The following is an 18,344-nucleotide window of genomic DNA, read 5'->3' on the forward strand; positions in this document are numbered from 1 at the left end:
CATGAATCGTATTACTCAACTTTTTGAACAGAAAAAAAATAACGTACTAAATATTTATTTTACAGCGGGTTATCCACAGCTCAACGATACAACAACCATTTTGAAAGCCTTGGATGAAAGTGGTGCTGATTTAGTAGAAATCGGAATGCCTTATTCAGATCCAGTGGCTGACGGTGAAACTATCCAACATGCTAATCAAGTAGCTTTGGATAATGGCATGAGTGTAAAGTTGTTGTTTGAACAACTTGCTGGCATTCGTCCTGCTATCAAAGTACCAATTTTATTGATGGGTTATATCAATCCAGTATTACAGTTTGGTATAGAAGAATTTTGTAAAAAATGTCAAGAAGTAGGAGTGGATGGTTTGATTTTACCAGACCTTCCTGCCGATGTGTATGAAGAAGATTATAAAGCAATTTTTGAGAAATATGGTATTTTAAATATCTTCTTAATTACGCCTCAAACTTCAGAAAGCCGTATTAGCCATATCGATGCTATTTCAGAAGGCTTTATTTACATGGTATCTTCGGCAAGCATTACAGGGGCAAAATCGGGTATTTCTGATGAGCAAGAGGCTTACTTCAGTCGTATTAATGCCATGAATCTGAAAAACCCTCGTTTGATTGGTTTTGGTATTTCGGATAATGCTACTTTCACAAAAGCATCATCACACGCAGCTGGTGCAATTATTGGTAGTGCGTTTATCAAAGTTGTAACAGAAGCAAAAGATTTATCAGTTGATATTAGTGCTTTTGTAAAATCAGTAAAAGGAGAATAAAATCGTAGAATTACTATATTGAGTGAATGGGTGATTGTTTTTTATCTATATTTTACCCTTAGATATACAATATATTACTTCTAATCTCAATGCCTTTCGTCTAAAGATTTATTATCAAAAAAGCGGTCGAAAATTGTTTTTCGACCGCTTTTTTGATAAATACTTGAATGCCAAATCACAAGACTGACGAATAATCACTCATTCACTCAATCACAATTCACTCAATAGATATTCTTTACCATGCTACCGTTACAGCTCCCCGTTTTACTTGTAAAGGTGTGCCTATATTAGGCTCTGGATATTCAGGGCGATAAGTTATTTCCCAAGCATAACTATTAGGAGGTGCTAAGACACCTCTAAATTTACCGTCCCATTCGTCTTCCCAATCATAAGATACAAATACTAATTCGCCCCAACGGTTATAGATTTTTAGGGAAAATCCTTCTTTTAAAATATGTCTAGGGAAAATTTTAAAAGTATTATTGTATCCGTCATTATTTGGGGTAAAGATATTAGGAACCATGATGTCTGGAAGACACAGGTCATACACCAAAGTGCTAGCTTTGATGCTACAACCTTCGAGATTCGTTATTTTAACAGTATAATTGCCAACAGAAGAAACCTTAATTTTTTGAGAGGTTGCACCTGAAGGTGACCATTCATATTTCCATGTATTTCCTGCATTGCCAGGGTCAAGTTCAAGCTCTTTCCCATCAGCAATACACAAAGGAACTTCAGACTTTAGACTACTAAATGGTATCGGAAGAATATTTACATTAATATCATCGCTAGAATTACAAGCGCCATTTGAAACTAACAAAGCATAGTTTCCTGATTTTGTAGGCGTAATTTGAGGCGTTGATTCTCCAGTACTCCATCTAAATGTCCAGTTCGGGTCTGTAGGAATACCAATTATTACGGAGGTATTTTTACAAAAAACAATATCTTCTCCTAAATCTACATACGGCTTGGATACGGTTGAAATATTAACACTACCTCTACCTGTACAGGTATTTTGGGTGTAACTATAAGTAATAGTTTCAGTTTTGATAAAAGTTGCAGGAGTATATAATCCTGTTGCACTGATATTGCTCGACCCACTCCATGTTCCACCCGCAGGTGTGGCACGTAGTTGTACAGGTGTCGCTCCTATACATAAGAAAGATGGGCCTGTAACACTCACTTTAGGACTTGCTTTGAAAGTAACCGTTGTACGAGCTGAGTTATTGCATTTGCCATCTAATGACGTAATCGTAACACTGTAAATACCAGCATATTGAACATTGATAGTTGGCGTAGTCGCTCCTGTGCTCCATAGTACTGTTCCTGTAGGCGTTTGATTTAGCGTTAATGTAACGGATTCTCCTTCACATTTTACCACGGGAGGCTCGATGCTCAATTGTGTACTAGCAACTTTTAGTAACGTAATAGGAGAGGTAGAGTACTGACAACCTTCTACTGTTTCAAGAACAATCTGATAAGTTCCCACACCCAAATTACTAATTTTATATTCTTTATCTTTTACAAAAATGCTACTCATATCTCCACTTGCTACACGATCATACACACCGTTATTTTGCTGTAAAAGCACATATTTAGCTGGAATGAATAGGTTTGTAGCTCCAAGCATAATTGTGATGCTACCATCTGTTAGACAAGTCACAGGTGTTGAGCGTGTAGTGATTGCAGTGGTTGGTAGTTTAGTAGGTTGCAAGTTAAAATCAGCATTTTGATAACACGTATTAGGACTACTTATACTTACTTGATAAACCCCTGGTCCCAGTCCAGAAAGACTACTACCTCTCAGACTAGGTACGATAGAGCCATTTTTCTTCCAAATAAAACTATAGTTGTCAGTTGGAGAAAAATTGGTTAGAGCAATAGTTCCATCTTGTGCGTTACAAGCTGTAGGGTTGGTAATAGCAGACGTAAAAGTTGCTTTAGGTCTAGCTGTAACCTGAATGTCATCACTAACAGTACATCGTGTGGTGCCTATTAATGTTTTGATAGTAACAGTATATTTTCCTGTTGTTGATACTGTAATTGAAGGTGTTGTCGCTCCAGTATTCCACAGGTAGGTAGTGGAATTACTTAAATTTGAATTGGCTGCATTTAGTACAATAGAGCTATTTTGGCAAATATTGGTATCTGCTACCGCAAAAGGAGGAGCTTGTGCCAATATGACTTTTATCTCATCTTCTTTGATACATCCATTGCTTTCAACAAATACCTTGTAAGTGCCAGACTGAGTAACATTGAGCGTAGATAAGGTATCAGCTAATAACCCACCGTCTTTTTGCCAAAAGTAATGGCTATTGGCTATTGTATTTTTTGAATCTAAGGTCGTACTAGCAGCACATAGCTGTATATCGTTCCCCAGATCAGGATTGGGCATTGGTTTTATCGTAAACTCTTGTGCTGGCAAAGTGGTATCAGATTTACAACGGTTTGCCATTGTTACAGTAACATGATACAAGCCAGGCTCAGACAGCGTTGTGCTTACCTGCAAGTCTTTGTCAGAACCGGTACCTCCTAGGGTTGCAACAGGGAAGGAGGTTTCGGGTTGTCCTTGCTGTGGAGCTGGTCCTTTATAAACTTTCCAAAGAGTTTTGGTATTTTTCAGCTTTTCACCACAGAGATGGTTGGCTTGAAATTGTGTAGGAGCCCCCAAACAAGTGTCGCCAACCGAAATGCCAGATTGCTGATCTTGGTCGGGAGTTACGGATGTATTGTTGGGTAATCCTAATTGGCTCAATTTTCCTGCTAAATCAAATCCTTGAAGCTTGTATTCTAAAGTATCTACTTTACTACCTGTTTGTAAAATAATATTGGGTTGACCAATTACTGCCAAATGTGTACTACCCTGAACAGCCATATATATTTTGCTGTCAGGTCCTATTTTCAGAGCTCCAAAGTTTTTGGTACTAGTACTATCAATGAGTTTTCGAGATAGACTAATGGTGGCCGAATCCTTGGAGGTTAAGTCAAACTGTAATAGTTGAGATTTAATGGAGGGATCGGCTGGTGGAAGGGTAGTGACACCCGCAGTAAGACTGGTGTACAAGCTATTACCATCTGGCGAAAACTCAGCACCGTACAGCGTTGGAGGCGCTTTGCCTAAATCAATGACTTTTTTGTTAGAAATAGCTCCCGTAGAATCCGCAAAATCATATATTTCTACATAGTTGCGATCTGGACCTGGTACTACATAAGCCATTTTGGTACCATCTTGTGAAAACTTCAAATACCCTTGCGCTTTACCCACAGAGTCTATTTTGGCACCAATACTAATTGTTTTGGAAATAGAAACCCCATTTTTTGTAACACGATACATACGATAGGTGTTATCACCATAGTCGTGGCTAACTACCCAATAAGTAGAGTCTTTTGGTACATAAACAGAGGTCACACTTTCGGTGGTGCTATTGCTATCTAAAGGAATATTTTTCTCAATAACTTTTCCCAAACCTCCATCTCTACGCATATCAACAATAGAGTAAGTAAGCTTTTTAGTGCCATTTATATCGGTTGTGGTAAATACATAATACGTTGACTGACAACCTTTACAGGATGGTACAGGTACAATTACGACCCCTTGCGTAGCAGTAGAACTACCAGCTAAGGGAATGCTAGAGGATACGGAGGGCATTAGTGTTCCGTCTGTACGATACACGTTTTTACCATCTGAATAAAAGATGGTATTTCCTTTTGTATCAGTTATTCCTGCTACACCTTCTAGGGAGTTTGTTTTACCATTTCCATCGGCAGTTGGCTCGCCACTTTGAAACAAAATACCAGCACCTTGTCCAAAATACCAATATTCTTTAGGAGGTTGTGGTGGAGGAGGTACACAGAGCTTGACATTAAGTTTATTTTCTGTAGAACAGCCCGTCAAGGTATCTGTCACTTGGACAGAATAACAAGTTGTTGAGTCTGCCAATACAGTTTGTGTTGTATCTCCTTTCGGAAACCAGATGTATTTAAACTGTGGTTCGGCACCCCCAGTTCGATAGGGGTCAAGTTTAAGTTTATCGCCTTTACAAATGGTAGTATCTTGTTGCGAAGGATCATTGCCCAGATAAAAAGGTCGTGGGGGCTGATTGATTGTAATAACTTTGGTGTATGTTACAGGGCCAGATGTTTCATTCCTTGTTAGTGTTACCGTATAAGTACCTGCTGTAGCATACAAGTGAGCAGAATTTAGTCGAGTAGAGGTATTTTTGTTTCCACTGGTCGGGTCGCCAAAATTCCAAAGAACACTGGTTGCCTTCGTGATATGTAGGTCACGAAACTGCGTTGCGGCCGTTGAATCTGAGCACTCGGATAAACAAAGGTTTTTTACGGCAATATAATCTGGATTACTCGTAGTTTGTCCCATACCAACTACACTCATTCCTAGGAAAAGGAACGATACCAAAAGGATATGCAAAAAATACGGATATGATTTACCAAAATTTAACATTTGTTCGTTATCTATGTCGTGATACCCATCTTACAATTTACTCTAATAGACCGACAACTCAATTAAAGGGTTGTATATATACGCAGAGATGGCACTAGATTTGTAGAAAAAAATCATTTATTGAATAAACAAACTGCATAACTTTATGTTCAACAGTTATTTTAAACACAATTTTATATAATTTAACGAATAAGTAGGATATTAATTTTAAAGTAAACTCTAAAACGCTTTTTTACCTTCAAAAAGGTCTTTTTTTGTTAAAACTTAATATAAAAGTGCGATTCTAGCAGCTTTTTGTGCTCAAATGAGGTCATGTTATTAAAACCTATTTGGGCATTTCTCAAAATAGTTATGATTTAAGTTTTACGATAAGCTAGAAACCTATTCAATAAAATTTTAGAGATTTACCAAGAAATATGAGAAGTAACTTTTATCTATAATATGTTAAGAAAATCTATTTTAGGCTTAGGAATATTACTGGGAACTGTGCTAGTTGCGTTGGGGCAAGACCCTCAATACTCACAGTTTTATGCAGCTCCTTTATATCTTAACCCAGCATTTGCAGGTTCGGCTATGGCACCTCGTGTGAACTTTAATCACCGTAATCAGTGGCCTTCTCTCAGTGCAAACTTTGTTACTTCATCGCTTTCGGCAGATATGTATCTCGAAAGAATCAATAGTGGCGTAGGCTTGTTGATTACAAATGATAGACAATTTTCAAATTTAAAAACTACCGATATTGGCGCAATTTATACATACCATCTCAAATTAAGCGATGGTCTATCTGCCAATCTCGGTGTACAAGGCTCGTATGTGAGTCGTAGTATCAATTTTGGGGATTATATTTTTGCAGATCAAATTCAGTCTTATCTCAATGGTGGCGGTTATCCGTCCAGCTATAATACCAGTGACCCAATCGTGACTGGTGGATTTGCTCCTACGATTCAATACTGGGATTTTTCTTCGGGAGGAATTGTTTATTCAGAAAGATTTTGGGCTGGACTCTCAGTACATCACATCAATCAGCCTAATCAGTCTTTTGGTAATGCTGATGCCAAACTGCCTATGAAAATAGGCGTACAGGCTGGATACAGAATTCCTTTAGCGGATTATGAAATTGGGAATAATTTAGGAAGTCAAATAGAAAAAGAGAAAAGCTTAACGCCTGTAGTCCATTACAAACACCAAGGAGCATTTGACCAGTTGGATGTGGGTATGTACTTGACTTATTCGCCACTTGTACTTGGTGCTTGGTATAGAGGTATTCCATTAAAAACATATAAAAAAGACAATACGACTTACTTGAGCAACGATGCTGCGGTTATTTTGATAGGGTATCGTCAAGATAATTTTTCGATTGGTTACAGCTACGACATGACTATTTCGAGTTTAGGCTCATCGACAGGAGGAGCACATGAGCTATCACTTTCTTATGTATTTTCAGATTTGTTTGATTCAAAACCAAAATATCGTCCACGGAAAGCAGAGCTTCGTTGTCCGAAATTCTAAAGATATTCACCAAACATGAGCCATTCCTACATTTAGCGATTGAGTGATTGAGTGGATGAGTGATTATGTTAATATTTTCATTCTAGCAGTAGAGACGCAATGATTGCGTCTAAAGCCGAGTCATATGTAGTATTTTAGTATCAAAAAAAGGGGGCGGAAAATATTTTCCGCCCCCTTTTTTGATGAAAACTTGAAGAGTAGCCCCAATCTTAAAATTCGGGATAACTCATGAGTGCTTCTAGTCAATAGATGACCCTGAATACTATTGTAACTTTTTGTATCTGATACGTTTTGGTGTGGCATCTGAGCCTAAGCGTTTACGACGATTTTCCTCGTAGTCAGAGAAGTTACCTTCAAACCAATATACTTGAGAATCGCCTTCGAATGCCAAGATATGCGTAGCCACACGGTCAAGGAACCAACGGTCGTGGGAAATAACTACGGCACAACCACCAAAGTTTTCAAGAGCTTCTTCCAAAGCACGCAAGGTATTTACGTCGAGGTCGTTGGTAGGTTCATCTAAAAGTACCAAGTTAGCACCCTCTTTCAACATCATTGCCAAGTGAACACGGTTACGCTCCCCACCCGAAAGGTTGGCAATTTTCTTTTCTTGATCAGCACCTGCAAAGTTGAACTTACTTACGTAAGCACGAGCATTAACTTGCTTGTTGCCTAACATAATTTGCTCTGTACCCCCAGAAATAGTTTCAAAAACAGATTTTCCTGCATCTAAAAGATGGTGTTCTTGGTCTACATAAGTCATTTTAACAGTATCTCCGACTTCGAATGTTCCTGAATCAGGTGTTTCTTGACCTGAGATAAGCTTAAATAATGTCGATTTACCAGCACCGTTTGGTCCGATAATACCTACAATACCAGCTGGAGGCAATGAGAAACTAAGGTTTTCGAATAATAATTTATCGCCATAAGCTTTTGATACATTATTTACTTCAATAACCTTATTACCCAAGCGTGGTCCTGGCGGGATAAATAATTCTAGCTTATCTTCTTTTTGTTTGTTTTCTTCCGAAAGGAGTTTTTCATAAGCACCCAAACGAGCTTTAGATTTGGCCTGACGGGCTTTTGGAGCCATACGTACCCATTCTAATTCACGTTGTAATGTTTTCTGACGCTTAGATTCGGTTTTCTCTTCCATAGCCAAGCGGTTTTGCTTTTGCTCTAACCATGAAGAATAATTTCCTTTCCATGGAATACCTTCGCCACGGTCAAGTTCCAAAATCCAACCAGCTACGTTGTCTAAGAAATAACGGTCGTGGGTTACAGCAATGACTGTTCCTTTATATTGACGAAGGTGTTCTTCCAACCACAATACCGATTCAGCATCGAGGTGGTTGGTAGGTTCATCGAGCAATAATACGTCTGGCTCTTGCAACAACAAACGACAAAGCGCCACACGACGTTTTTCACCACCAGAAAGATTGCCTACTAATGCCTCTGATGGAGGACAACGTAGTGCATCCATAGCTTTTTCGAGGCGAGTATCCAATTCCCAAGCATTGAAGTGATCTAGTTTTTCTTGTACTTCTCCTTGGCGAGCCAATAATTTATCGAAGTCAGCATCTGGGTCGCCAAAAGCTTCGTTGATTTCGTCAAACTCTTTTAAAAGCCCAACAATTTCAGCGACGCCCTCTTCTACAATTTCTTTAACCGTTTTGGTTGGGTCTAATTTAGGCTCTTGCTCAAGCATTCCTACAGTATAACCTGGCGAAAACACCACATCGCCTGTGTAGCTCTTGTCTATACCTGCAATTACTCGTAACAACGACGATTTACCAGCACCGTTTAGACCAAGCACCCCAATTTTGGCACCGTAGAAAAACGAGAGATAGATATTTTTGAGAATTGTTTTTTGTGGTGGAACAGTTTTAGAAACCCGTTCCATTGAAAAAATAATGGTTTCTTGACTCATTGTTTTTTTGTTTTATTCTAAAGGTCTATTTATATTAGTAAAATGAATATCTGGAGCCTTACGTAGCCTTTCAATAAAATGCTTGAAGCTCAATACTTTTAAGAAAAAGGATGAGTAAAGTACTAGAATTATTGACTTTAATTCAAGCAAAGTAAGTTCGGCGTCTGTAGGTTTTAGCAATTAAAAAAACTAAGAAATAAATTTGTCAAAGATACTAAAAGCAGAGTGGGGATTCAGTGTATAAGGCTTAGTTTTTATTTCCATTGGTAATTCATAGCGATTTTAGCATGTTAATGTTAAATTTTGTCCGAATAATGGATAATCGATATGTATAATTATATTTTTTATTGAAATTCAGTATATTGCAAAAAAAATATCAAACTAATAACCGATAAAAATCCACCAACAATCAATAAATTTGTCTTATTAATTCAAATAGGTTATTAACTAGATTTTTCATTCATTTTATTAAATTATTTATTCAGTTAGATAAAATAAATGAAGTACTCAAAATCAAAAAAGCTAATATTTAACCTAAACCATGAATCCCGTTAGAGCTATGAGCATTGCCAAAAACTCTAACCACGCAACGTAAACCAATGGAAAATACAGTAAAAAACCCTGCCGAGTATGGCTATTGTAAAGATGGTAAGGTCTATTTAAAAGGATATTTGGAATACCCAGACCGCCTGATTGGTGTTGTTCGTAACACCGAAGAAGAAGCTCTTCAGTATTTTGTTAATCGCTTTGCTATCGCAGAAAACAAAGTGAATTTGCTTTTCTCTCAAGTAGATGAAGCTCAAAACAAAGGCTCTTACCTAACTAAATTACTCCAACTACGTAAAAACCTCGTAGAGTTTGATGGTTTGGGTAATTTCGTACCTCTACTTCACAAGTTGGATGAGTTAGAATTGCAGTTGCGTGAGCTAATTCTAAACAATCAAATCAAAAATCTTGAAATAAAGAGAGCTTTGATTGAGGAAGCTAATCAAGCTGGTGCTATTGATGACTGGGCTAGAGCGACTGATGTCATTATGGAAATCAAAACCAAATGGCTGAAGACTGGTCCTGTTGATAAAGCATTGCAAGATGGCATTGAAACTGAATTTAATGGTATCGTTGACAATTTCTTCGTTCGTCGTCGTGAATACTATGCTGAGAAAAATCGTATCATTGACGAGAAGTTGGCTCAATTGCAACGTATCGTTGATAGTGCTCGTGCATTGCGTTACGAACAAGATGTAGATGCTGGTTTCCAAAAAGTAAAAGATTTACAACGTGAATGGAAAACCATCTCTCAAGTACCGCCTAAAAAGCAATCTATGCTTTGGAAGCAATTCAAGCGTTCTTCTGATTTCTTCTTCGAGCGTTATAACAATGTGAAGGGAATTGTATCGAAACCAAGAATCGATCCTCGTGCTCAACAAATGATGGACATGACTACCGAATTGGAGCGTAACTTCCCAGATCAACCAAATATTCCACAAACAGCAGAAAAAGCAAAAGCATATCTTGTAAAATGGAAAGAGCTTTCGACTTTGGCAAAAAGTGTGGATAGAAACTTGGCAGAACGTTTCCGTAACATTTGCGATAAGATTTTCGAAATGAACTACTTGTTGCGTGTTATCTCATACCGTCACCCTGCTTTGCACGAAAAACCACGTATCGAGCAGTTGAAGATTATGATTAACCAAATGGATTATATGACGAAGAAAGAGAAAAACGAACTAGACTCGTTTATTTCTGAATCGCAATACTCTGGTCAAATGAATGACAAGTTGGTTATCAATAAAATCAATACACAAAAGCGCAAAATTTCAATGAAAGAAACGCTTTTGGTAGAGTTCAAGAAAGAACTAGAAACTTTGTTGGGTCAGTAAGATTTGATAAAGAAGCAATAAAGAAAAATCCCTTTGGTGAGAGCCAAAGGGATTTTTCTTTATATCAATCAAATCAAAGTCCTACAAATGCTTCATATAAGTTGCTAAATCTTTATCGCCACGACCAGAAAGGTTGATTACTACCGTTTCGTTGGATTTAGCTCCTAATTCTTCCAATGCCGCTAAGGCATGAGCAGATTCCAACGCAGGAATAATCCCTTCTAGTTTTGATAATTGAAAACCAGCTTTCAAGGCAGCTTCATCAGTAATAGCAAAGAATTTCGCACGCTTAGTGTCAAATAAATGTGCGTGCATAGGACCGATGCCAGGGTAATCCAAACCTGCTGAGATAGAGTGAGGCTCTACCACTTGACCATCTTCGGTTTGCATCAAGATACTACGACTGCCATGTAATACGCCTGGCTTGCCCAAAAATGTTGTGGCTGCCGAGAAACCAGAACTAATACCATGACCACCTGCTTCTACTGCAACTAATTGCGTTTGGGCGTCATCTAAGAAATGATAGAAAGCACCTGCCGCATTTGAGCCACCACCTACACAAGCAATCACATAATCAGGATTCGTTTTTCCTGTTTTTTCTTGTAACTGCCATTTGATTTCTTCTGAAATAACAGATTGAAAACGTGCTACCATATCAGGATATGGGTGAGGACCTACAACTGAGCCAATGATATAGTGAGTATCTACAGGGTTGTTAATCCAGTGGCGCATGGCGTCGTTAGTGGCATCTTTCAAGGTCTTTGAACCACTTTTGGCTGCACGAACTTCAGCTCCAAGCATTTTCATACGTGCTACGTTTGGTGCTTGGCGCTCAATATCGATTTCACCCATGTACACAATACACTCCAAGCCCATCAAGGCACATACCGTTGCTGTTGCAACACCATGTTGACCAGCACCAGTTTCGGCTACGATACGTCTTTTGCCCAAACGTTTAGCCAATAATGCCTGCCCGATGGTATTGTTTACTTTGTGTGCGCCTGTATGACACAAGTCTTCACGCTTTAAGTAAATGGTAGTATTATATTTTTCAGAAAGACGTTCTGCTAAAAACAACGGCGTTGGACGACCTACATAGTCTTTCAATAAAGCGTCAAATTCAGCTTTGAAAGCAGGGTCATTGATAATACTCAAATAATTATTTTTGAGTTCCTCTACATTAGGATACAACATTTCAGGGATAAAAGCCCCTCCAAATTCGCCGTAGTATCCTTTTTCGTTTACATTATATTGTTGAGCTGTAGTCATTTGACACAAATAATTTTAAGATATGATTGTCTTTGGCTTTGTCACCTCTTTTACATTTCAACTTCTTCTGGTTTTAAGATTTTGATTAATTCACTTAGTTTATCAATATCCTTTAGCCCAGGTTCAAGTTCAAACTTACTGTTTACGTCAATTGCATGAATCCGTAATTGCTTTAAATCTAAGGTTTGAGCAGCATTTGCCAAACCTACACCACCTGCCAAGAAAAATGGTTTTTCGTTATCATAACGACTCAATAAAGACCAATCGAACGCCTGTCCTGTACCACCAACTTGTTCACCTACTTTGGTATCGAACAAGAAGAAATCACAATGAGGTTTGTAATTATGTAGCTTGGCAAAGTTGAAAGTACTGTCTACCGAAAAAGCTTTGATAATATTAACGCCTTTAAACTTCAAATTTTTACAAAAATCAGGAAGTTCTTCTCCGTGTAGTTGAACATAATCCAAACTGTATTTTTTGACTGTATCCAAAATATAGGCTTGCGAAGCATTGACAAAAACACCTACCTTTTTGGTTGACTTAGGAAAGGATTTCAATAAATCTTCATCAAGCTCAGTTCCGACAAATCGGCTTGATTTATGATAAAAAATAAAACCCATGTAGTCAGGTTGTAAGGCTAATACTTCACGGATGTTTTCGGCATCACGCATTCCACATATTTTTAGTCTCATATCTTGACGTTAGTTGTTAGGAATTTGACGTTCTTAAAAAACAAAAATACTGAAAAAACATGACATTTTTGTGGAAACAAGGGTGCTAAAAAGCCATTTAATTTACTGAATCTGAGCAATTAGGGTTTTTAAGGTTTCGGCAGGGGCAGGAGTTTTCATAAATGTTTCTCCAATCAAAAAACCTCTGTATCCAACTTCTCTTAATTGCTTGATGGTTTCGGGTTGAGAAATACAACTTTCCGAAATTTTGATGCAATGACTTGGGATTTTTTCAGCTAATTCCAGCGAGGCGTTTACGTTTTGTTCCGCAAAGTTTTTAAGGTTACGGTTATTCACACCCACTACATCGATATACTCACATAGACTACGGTCAAGTTCTTCTTGATCATGAACCTCCAAGAGGGTTTCCATGCCTAAATCTTTTACGACTTTCCCTAGTTCGTAAATACGAGTAGGAGTAAGGTTGGCTGCAATTAATAAAATGACATCTGCGCCTAGAGCTTTAGCTTCAAAGATTTGGTATTCGTCAATGATAAAATCCTTACGTAAAATAGGAATGGTAGGATTAGCCTTGCGTGCAGCCAAAATATCTTCGTCCGAACCACCAAAGAAATCCATATCTGTCAAAACTGACAAGCAAGCTGCTCCAGCTTGTACATATCCCGTAGTTACTTCCTCAACTGTTACATCAGCATTGATAATACCTTTTGAAGGAGATTTTCTTTTAAATTCAGCGATGATTCCAGTAGAAGCAGGGTTCAACAAACTGGTTTTAAGAGAATTCGTGGTTTTAGCGAAATATCCTTTTTTAGTAATCTCTTCGATTGATACAAGGGCTTTCCTTTCGGCTACTTCGCGAGCTTTATTTTCTATTATTTTATCTAAAATTGTCATTTCTTAAAGGTTTTAGGGCATTAAGCAATAAATTTTTTGAAGGATTCAAAAGCTTTTCCACTTTCTAATGATTCTTTGGCTTTGGCAACAGCATCCTCTAAACTGAGGCTGTCACTTGCACAATACAATGCAGTAGCGGCATTTGCCAAAACTACTTCTGTTTGTGCTTTGGTTCCTTCATTGCTTAGTACCGAGGTCAAGATTTTAGCTGACTCTTCAACAGTATGTCCACCATGTAACTCTTCTGGATTACATTTTGAGAAGCCTAATTGTTTTGGAGAAATGGTTTCAATTCCTTTTTGTGTAATTAAAACAAAGTCTCCAGTCAATGAGATTTCGTCATAACCGTCTAATCCATATAATACACCGAAGTTTTTTCCTGTTTTCTGAAAAATAGCTCCATACAGTTTCAAAACTTCTTCATTATATACACCCGTAATTTGTTTCTGCACTTTTGCAGGATTCAAAATAGGACCAAGCATGTTGAAAAAAGTTTTCATGCCAAGCTCTTTACGAATTGGACCTACAAATCTCATGGCTGGATGAAATAGCGGTGCATGTAAGAAACAAATACCTGCTTGTTCGATTTTACGACGTAAATATTCTTCATCATTTGAGAATCTTACCCCCAAGTATTCTAATACTGTAGAAGAACCAACCGAGGATGAAACTCCATGATTACCATGTTTGGCAATGGCTTGACCAGCACCTGCTACAATAAATGAAGCTGTGGTCGAAATATTGAAAGTATCTTTACCATCACCACCAGTACCACACAAATCCATTGGGTCGTATGCCGATAGGTCAATCGTTACCGCCAAATCGAGCATGGCATCTCTAAACCCTTCCAATTCTTCTGGCGTAATAGCCTGAATCATATAAGTTGTTAGAAATGCCGCTATTTGAGAAGGATTTGCATCTCCTCTACCAATAATCGAAAGGGCTGCATAGGCCTCTTCTTGCGTTAATTGATTACCAGCAATACGTTTATTTAAAAAAGACTTCATAGTTGAAATGTTTGCTCTAGACGCTAAGTTGAAAACACTGGAATATTTTATGGAAATAAAAAGTAATTAGCTTTTTACCCAGTTTTCAACCATTTTGACTCCAAACTGAGTAAGATATGCCTCTGGGTGAAATTGCACCCCACGAATATCATATTTGGTATGAGCTTCGGCCATCACAAAACCTTTTTCATCTACAGCTGTAATAATTAAGTCTTCAGGCATTGTTTCAGGAACAACCGTCCATGAGTGATAGCGACATACGTCTACTTCTTTTGGCACACCTTGAAAAAGTACTTCGTTGGGCTGAGTAATGATACATTTTGTAGTTACCCCATGTAGTACATCGCCCATGTTGAGAAGCTTAGCTCCAAAAGCTTCGCCAATAGCTTGGTGACCAAGGCAAACGCCAAAAATACTTTTGCTTGGCGCATATTCTTTGATAACGTCTAGTAAAATACCTGCTTCTTCAGGAATACCTGGTCCTGGAGATAGAAGGATTTTATCATATTTTTTTACTTCTTCTAAAGCAATTTTATCATTTCTGAAAACGTCCACGTCGTTTCCTAAATCTTTGAGAATATATACAAGATTATATACAAAAGAGTCGTAATTGTCGAGTACTAAGATTTTCATGTTTTTATGCGATTTGACCTAAAAGTCAGTTGAATACTAGATTTGTTCGGCTACTTCCAATGCTTTGCGCAAGGCTGCTAATTTGTTGTGTACTTCCTGCATTTCGCTTTCGATAACAGATTTTGCCACTACACCCATTCCTGCTTGGTAATAAAGTGTGTTGTTTTTGCTCAAGAATGTACGAATAGCAATAGCATGGTTAAAATTACCTTGGAAATCCATGTACCCAATAGCCCCACCGTAGATATGACGGTTGGTAGTTTCGAGGCGATTGATAATGGTCATAGCATTGTGTTTTGGTGCGCCTGATAACGTTCCAGCAGGGAACGTATCTGCTACCAATTGCAATGGGTTTGTACCAGCTGTCATGTGACCTGTGACCTTAGATACCAAGTGGATTACATGCGAGAAGAATTGAACTTCCTTGAAAGTTTCAACTTTAACAATATCCGAGCTACGAGACAAGTCATTGCGTGCTAAGTCAACTAACATAACGTGTTCGGCAGATTCTTTAGGGTCGGCGTGGAGCTGACGAGCCAATTCGGCATCTTTTTCGTCGTCACCCGTACGACGGAATGTGCCTGCAATTGGGTGAATTTCAGCGAGTCCATTTTTGATTTGAATTTGTTTTTCAGGTGATGCTCCGAAAATACGGTAATTTTCATAATCAAAATAGAACATATAAGGCGATGGATTTATCGAGCGCAATGCACGATATACTTGGAAATCGTCACCTTCAAAAGTACGGCTAAAACGACGTGAAGGCACAATTTGGAATACATCTCCACGCAAACAGTGCTGAATACAAATTTTGATTACCTCACGCATTTCGTCGTCGGTAACATTTGTAATTTCATCGCCAGTTACCGTAAATGATTTTGTCGCATAGTGAGGCAAATCAAGCAACATTTCGAGCGATTCTAAAGATGGTGCTGTTGTATCATTGTATTCGTGGGCATACAATGAAAGCTCATCTTTGAAGTGATTAATCGCAATTACATAACGATATACATAATAGATAATCTGTGGAATTTCGGTATTCTCGTTCTTTTCTTGAATCTCAATATCCTCAAAATATTCTACGGCATCATAAGAAATATGTCCAAACATCCCGTTGGCCATTGGCGCATAATCAGGTTGTCTGTTCCATTCAAATCTTTCAGCAAAATTTAACAAAGCTTGTACAGCATCTTTGCGACGAGCTAAGGTAAATGTTTCGACGGTACCATCGGGGAAAGTTTGAGTTACCACATCGTTGTCGATGATAAAACTCGCCACTGGATCACAAGCAATATGGCTATAGCCATGCTCTTTGCCATGATAATCAGCACTTTCTAGAATTACGGTATTCTTAAACTTGTTTCTGAGTTTGAGAAATACCCCCACTGGAGTAATCGTGTCGGCTAACTTCTTTTTCTGAACGGTCTGAACGGTAAATTTCATGATGTTAGGGTGTGGTAGGTTTTCTACCTGTTAGAATCAATGGTTAACTTTTGGCAAAATCAATTGGACACAAAAAAAGACCTACTGGTTGAACAGTAGGTCTTTTCGAATGATATATTTTTCCGAAAACACAATAAGGTACTGCTCAACCGAGTTTCGTCAGTTGCCACCACCATGCTGTATTTTTGAAATTTGTTGTCATTTTTAGAAAATCTGATTTTTTTATTTTTTGCAAACTTAATTCGAATTTTTGTTTTTCAAAAAAAGTTTTTCAAAAAAATACAAAAATGGTAGAATAAAAGCTTTAATCTTACTTTTGAGCACTTTAGAAAAACAGCTTTTGTTGCTGAAAACTTATTGCCAATAGCTGAAGACCAATATCTTACTCCAAGATTCCAAGGTAATTAAAAGGAGAAATACGTTTTAATTCATATTTCACTTTATCACTAATTTCAAGCGAATCGATAAAGTTCGCAATCGTTTTTGACGTGATTTTTTCGTTTTTACGAGTCAAGGCTTTCAATGCCTCATAAGGTTGTGGATAACCTTCGCGACGTAAAATCGTTTGAATCGCTTCGGCTACAACGGCCCAGTTATCTTCAAGGTCGGTATTGATAGCATCTTGGTTCAATTCCAATTTGTTCAAACCTCTCAATAATGCTGTTAATGCAATAATTTGATGTGCTACTGGCACACCCAAATTACGCAATACCGTAGAGTCAGTAAGGTCACGCTGTAAACGAGAAACTGGTAATTTTGCCGCCAAAAACTCATACAAAGCATTTGCAATACCTACGTTACCTTCTGAGTTTTCAAAATCAATTGGGTTTACTTTGTGTGGCATCGCCGACGAACCAACTTCGCCTGCCTTGATTTTTTGCTTGAAATAGCCCATCGATACGTATGTCCAAACATCACGGTCAAGGTCTAATACAATATTATTAAGGCGTTTGAGATTGTCCATCAAAGCCGCCAAGTTATCGTAATGCTCGATTTGTGTAGTGTATTTGCTACGAGACAAACCCAAAGAACCTACGAAGTTGTTACCGAAATCAATCCAGCTAGTTTCAGGATATGCTACATTGTGAGCATTGAAGTTACCTGTTGCCCCACCAAATTTGGCAGAGTAAGGAATCGTTTTCAATAAGTCCATTTGGCGCTCAAGACGTTCGGCAAATACCCAAAACTCTTTGCCTAAGCGAGTAGGAGAGGCTGGCTGTCCGTGAGTGTGTGCCAACAAAGCTACATCTTTCCACTCTTCACCCAAGGCTTTGATTTTTTCAATAACCTCTTGAAGTTTTGGTAAAACAACCGCATCCATAGCATCTTTCAACGAAAGTGGAATAGCTGTGTTGTTGACATCTTGCGAAGTCAAACCAAAGTGGATAAACTCAAGGTATTGTTCAATACCAAAATTGCTAAGTTTATGTTTGATAAAGTATTCAACCGCCTTTACATCGTGGTTGGTTACTTTTTCGGTTTCTTTGATCCAAAGAGCATCTTCTTCAGAAAAATTACGATAAATGTCACGCAAGGCTCCAAAAAGGTCTTTGCTGACACCTTCGAGTTGTGGCAATGGAATTTCGCAGAGCGCAATAAAATACTCGATTTCGATAAGGACACGGTACTTGATTAGTCCGAATTCTGAGAAATAAGGAGCAAGACTTTCTACTTGCTTGCGGTAGCGTCCATCTACTGGAGAAATGGCAGATAATTGATTCAGTTCCATAATTATGCTTTCAAAGTGCAAAGGTACAAAGTTTTTGCTTGCATATCCTGAGATTTAACACAACAAACACCAAGAGTTTCGAAAAAAAGCCCAAACTTTGATGAATTATTCCTTAAAG

At 38.1% G+C, this 18,344-nt stretch carries 12 protein-coding genes; 3 read left to right on the forward strand and 9 right to left on the reverse strand.

Features of this window, described 5'->3' with window-relative positions; translation table 11 throughout:
* The first annotated feature begins 1 nt into the window (after position 1).
* Positions 2–778 (forward strand): tryptophan synthase subunit alpha, encoded by a 777-nt coding sequence (gene trpA, locus GVN22_RS17685; RefSeq protein ID WP_166552339.1) that lies wholly within the window; start codon positions 2–4, stop codon positions 776–778.
* A 235-nt stretch (positions 779–1,013) separates the two neighbouring features.
* On the opposite strand, the gene GVN22_RS17690 is transcribed toward trpA, so the two are convergent.
* A complete protein-coding gene (locus GVN22_RS17690; RefSeq protein WP_166552340.1) occupies positions 1,014–5,240 on the reverse strand; it encodes a gliding motility-associated C-terminal domain-containing protein in 4,227 nt (1,408 codons plus the stop codon).
* A gap of 441 nt (positions 5,241–5,681) precedes the next feature.
* Between GVN22_RS17690 and GVN22_RS17695 the strand changes: the two genes are divergently transcribed.
* Positions 5,682–6,749 carry a type IX secretion system membrane protein PorP/SprF gene (locus GVN22_RS17695; protein ID WP_166552341.1) on the forward strand — a complete coding sequence of 356 codons (1,068 nt, stop codon included), beginning with the start codon at positions 5,682–5,684 and terminating at the stop codon, positions 6,747–6,749.
* A gap of 262 nt (positions 6,750–7,011) precedes the next feature.
* On the opposite strand, the gene ettA is transcribed toward GVN22_RS17695, so the two are convergent.
* Entirely contained in the window at positions 7,012–8,679 is a 1,668-nt protein-coding gene (ettA, locus tag GVN22_RS17700) for an energy-dependent translational throttle protein EttA (RefSeq protein ID WP_166552342.1), read from the reverse strand.
* Between the two features lie 599 nt (positions 8,680–9,278).
* Between ettA and GVN22_RS17705 the strand changes: the two genes are divergently transcribed.
* Complete coding sequence (locus GVN22_RS17705; protein WP_166552343.1) at positions 9,279–10,559, forward strand: DUF349 domain-containing protein; 1,281 nt, start codon at positions 9,279–9,281, stop codon at positions 10,557–10,559.
* 81 nt (positions 10,560–10,640) lie between these two features.
* On the opposite strand, the gene trpB is transcribed toward GVN22_RS17705, so the two are convergent.
* From trpB to purB, 7 genes are all read right to left on the reverse strand, one after another.
* Entirely contained in the window at positions 10,641–11,828 is a 1,188-nt protein-coding gene (gene trpB / locus GVN22_RS17710) for a tryptophan synthase subunit beta (RefSeq protein WP_166552344.1), read from the reverse strand.
* Between the two features lie 50 nt (positions 11,829–11,878).
* Positions 11,879–12,520 (reverse strand): phosphoribosylanthranilate isomerase, encoded by a 642-nt coding sequence (locus GVN22_RS17715; protein ID WP_166552345.1) that lies wholly within the window; start codon positions 12,518–12,520, stop codon positions 11,879–11,881.
* Between the two features lie 102 nt (positions 12,521–12,622).
* Positions 12,623–13,414, reverse strand: coding sequence for an indole-3-glycerol phosphate synthase TrpC (gene trpC, locus GVN22_RS17720; protein ID WP_166552346.1), 792 nt, complete (start codon positions 13,412–13,414; stop codon positions 12,623–12,625).
* A gap of 20 nt (positions 13,415–13,434) precedes the next feature.
* Positions 13,435–14,421 carry an anthranilate phosphoribosyltransferase gene (trpD, locus tag GVN22_RS17725; protein WP_166552347.1) on the reverse strand — a complete coding sequence of 329 codons (987 nt, stop codon included), beginning with the start codon at positions 14,419–14,421 and terminating at the stop codon, positions 13,435–13,437.
* A gap of 66 nt (positions 14,422–14,487) precedes the next feature.
* Positions 14,488–15,054 carry an aminodeoxychorismate/anthranilate synthase component II gene (locus GVN22_RS17730; protein ID WP_095166181.1) on the reverse strand — a complete coding sequence of 189 codons (567 nt, stop codon included), beginning with the start codon at positions 15,052–15,054 and terminating at the stop codon, positions 14,488–14,490.
* Between the two features lie 36 nt (positions 15,055–15,090).
* Positions 15,091–16,497 carry an anthranilate synthase component I family protein gene (locus GVN22_RS17735; RefSeq protein WP_166552348.1) on the reverse strand — a complete coding sequence of 469 codons (1,407 nt, stop codon included), beginning with the start codon at positions 16,495–16,497 and terminating at the stop codon, positions 15,091–15,093.
* 382 nt (positions 16,498–16,879) lie between these two features.
* Positions 16,880–18,226, reverse strand: a complete 1,347-nt coding sequence (purB, locus tag GVN22_RS17740; protein ID WP_166552349.1) for an adenylosuccinate lyase — start codon at positions 18,224–18,226, stop codon at positions 16,880–16,882.
* Positions 18,227–18,344: the final 118 nt, after the last annotated feature.

Origin of the sequence: Cellulophaga sp. BC115SP (assembly GCF_009905545.1) — a bacterium.
Taxonomy (GTDB): Bacteria; Bacteroidota; Bacteroidia; order Cytophagales; family Spirosomataceae; genus Flectobacillus; species Flectobacillus rivi.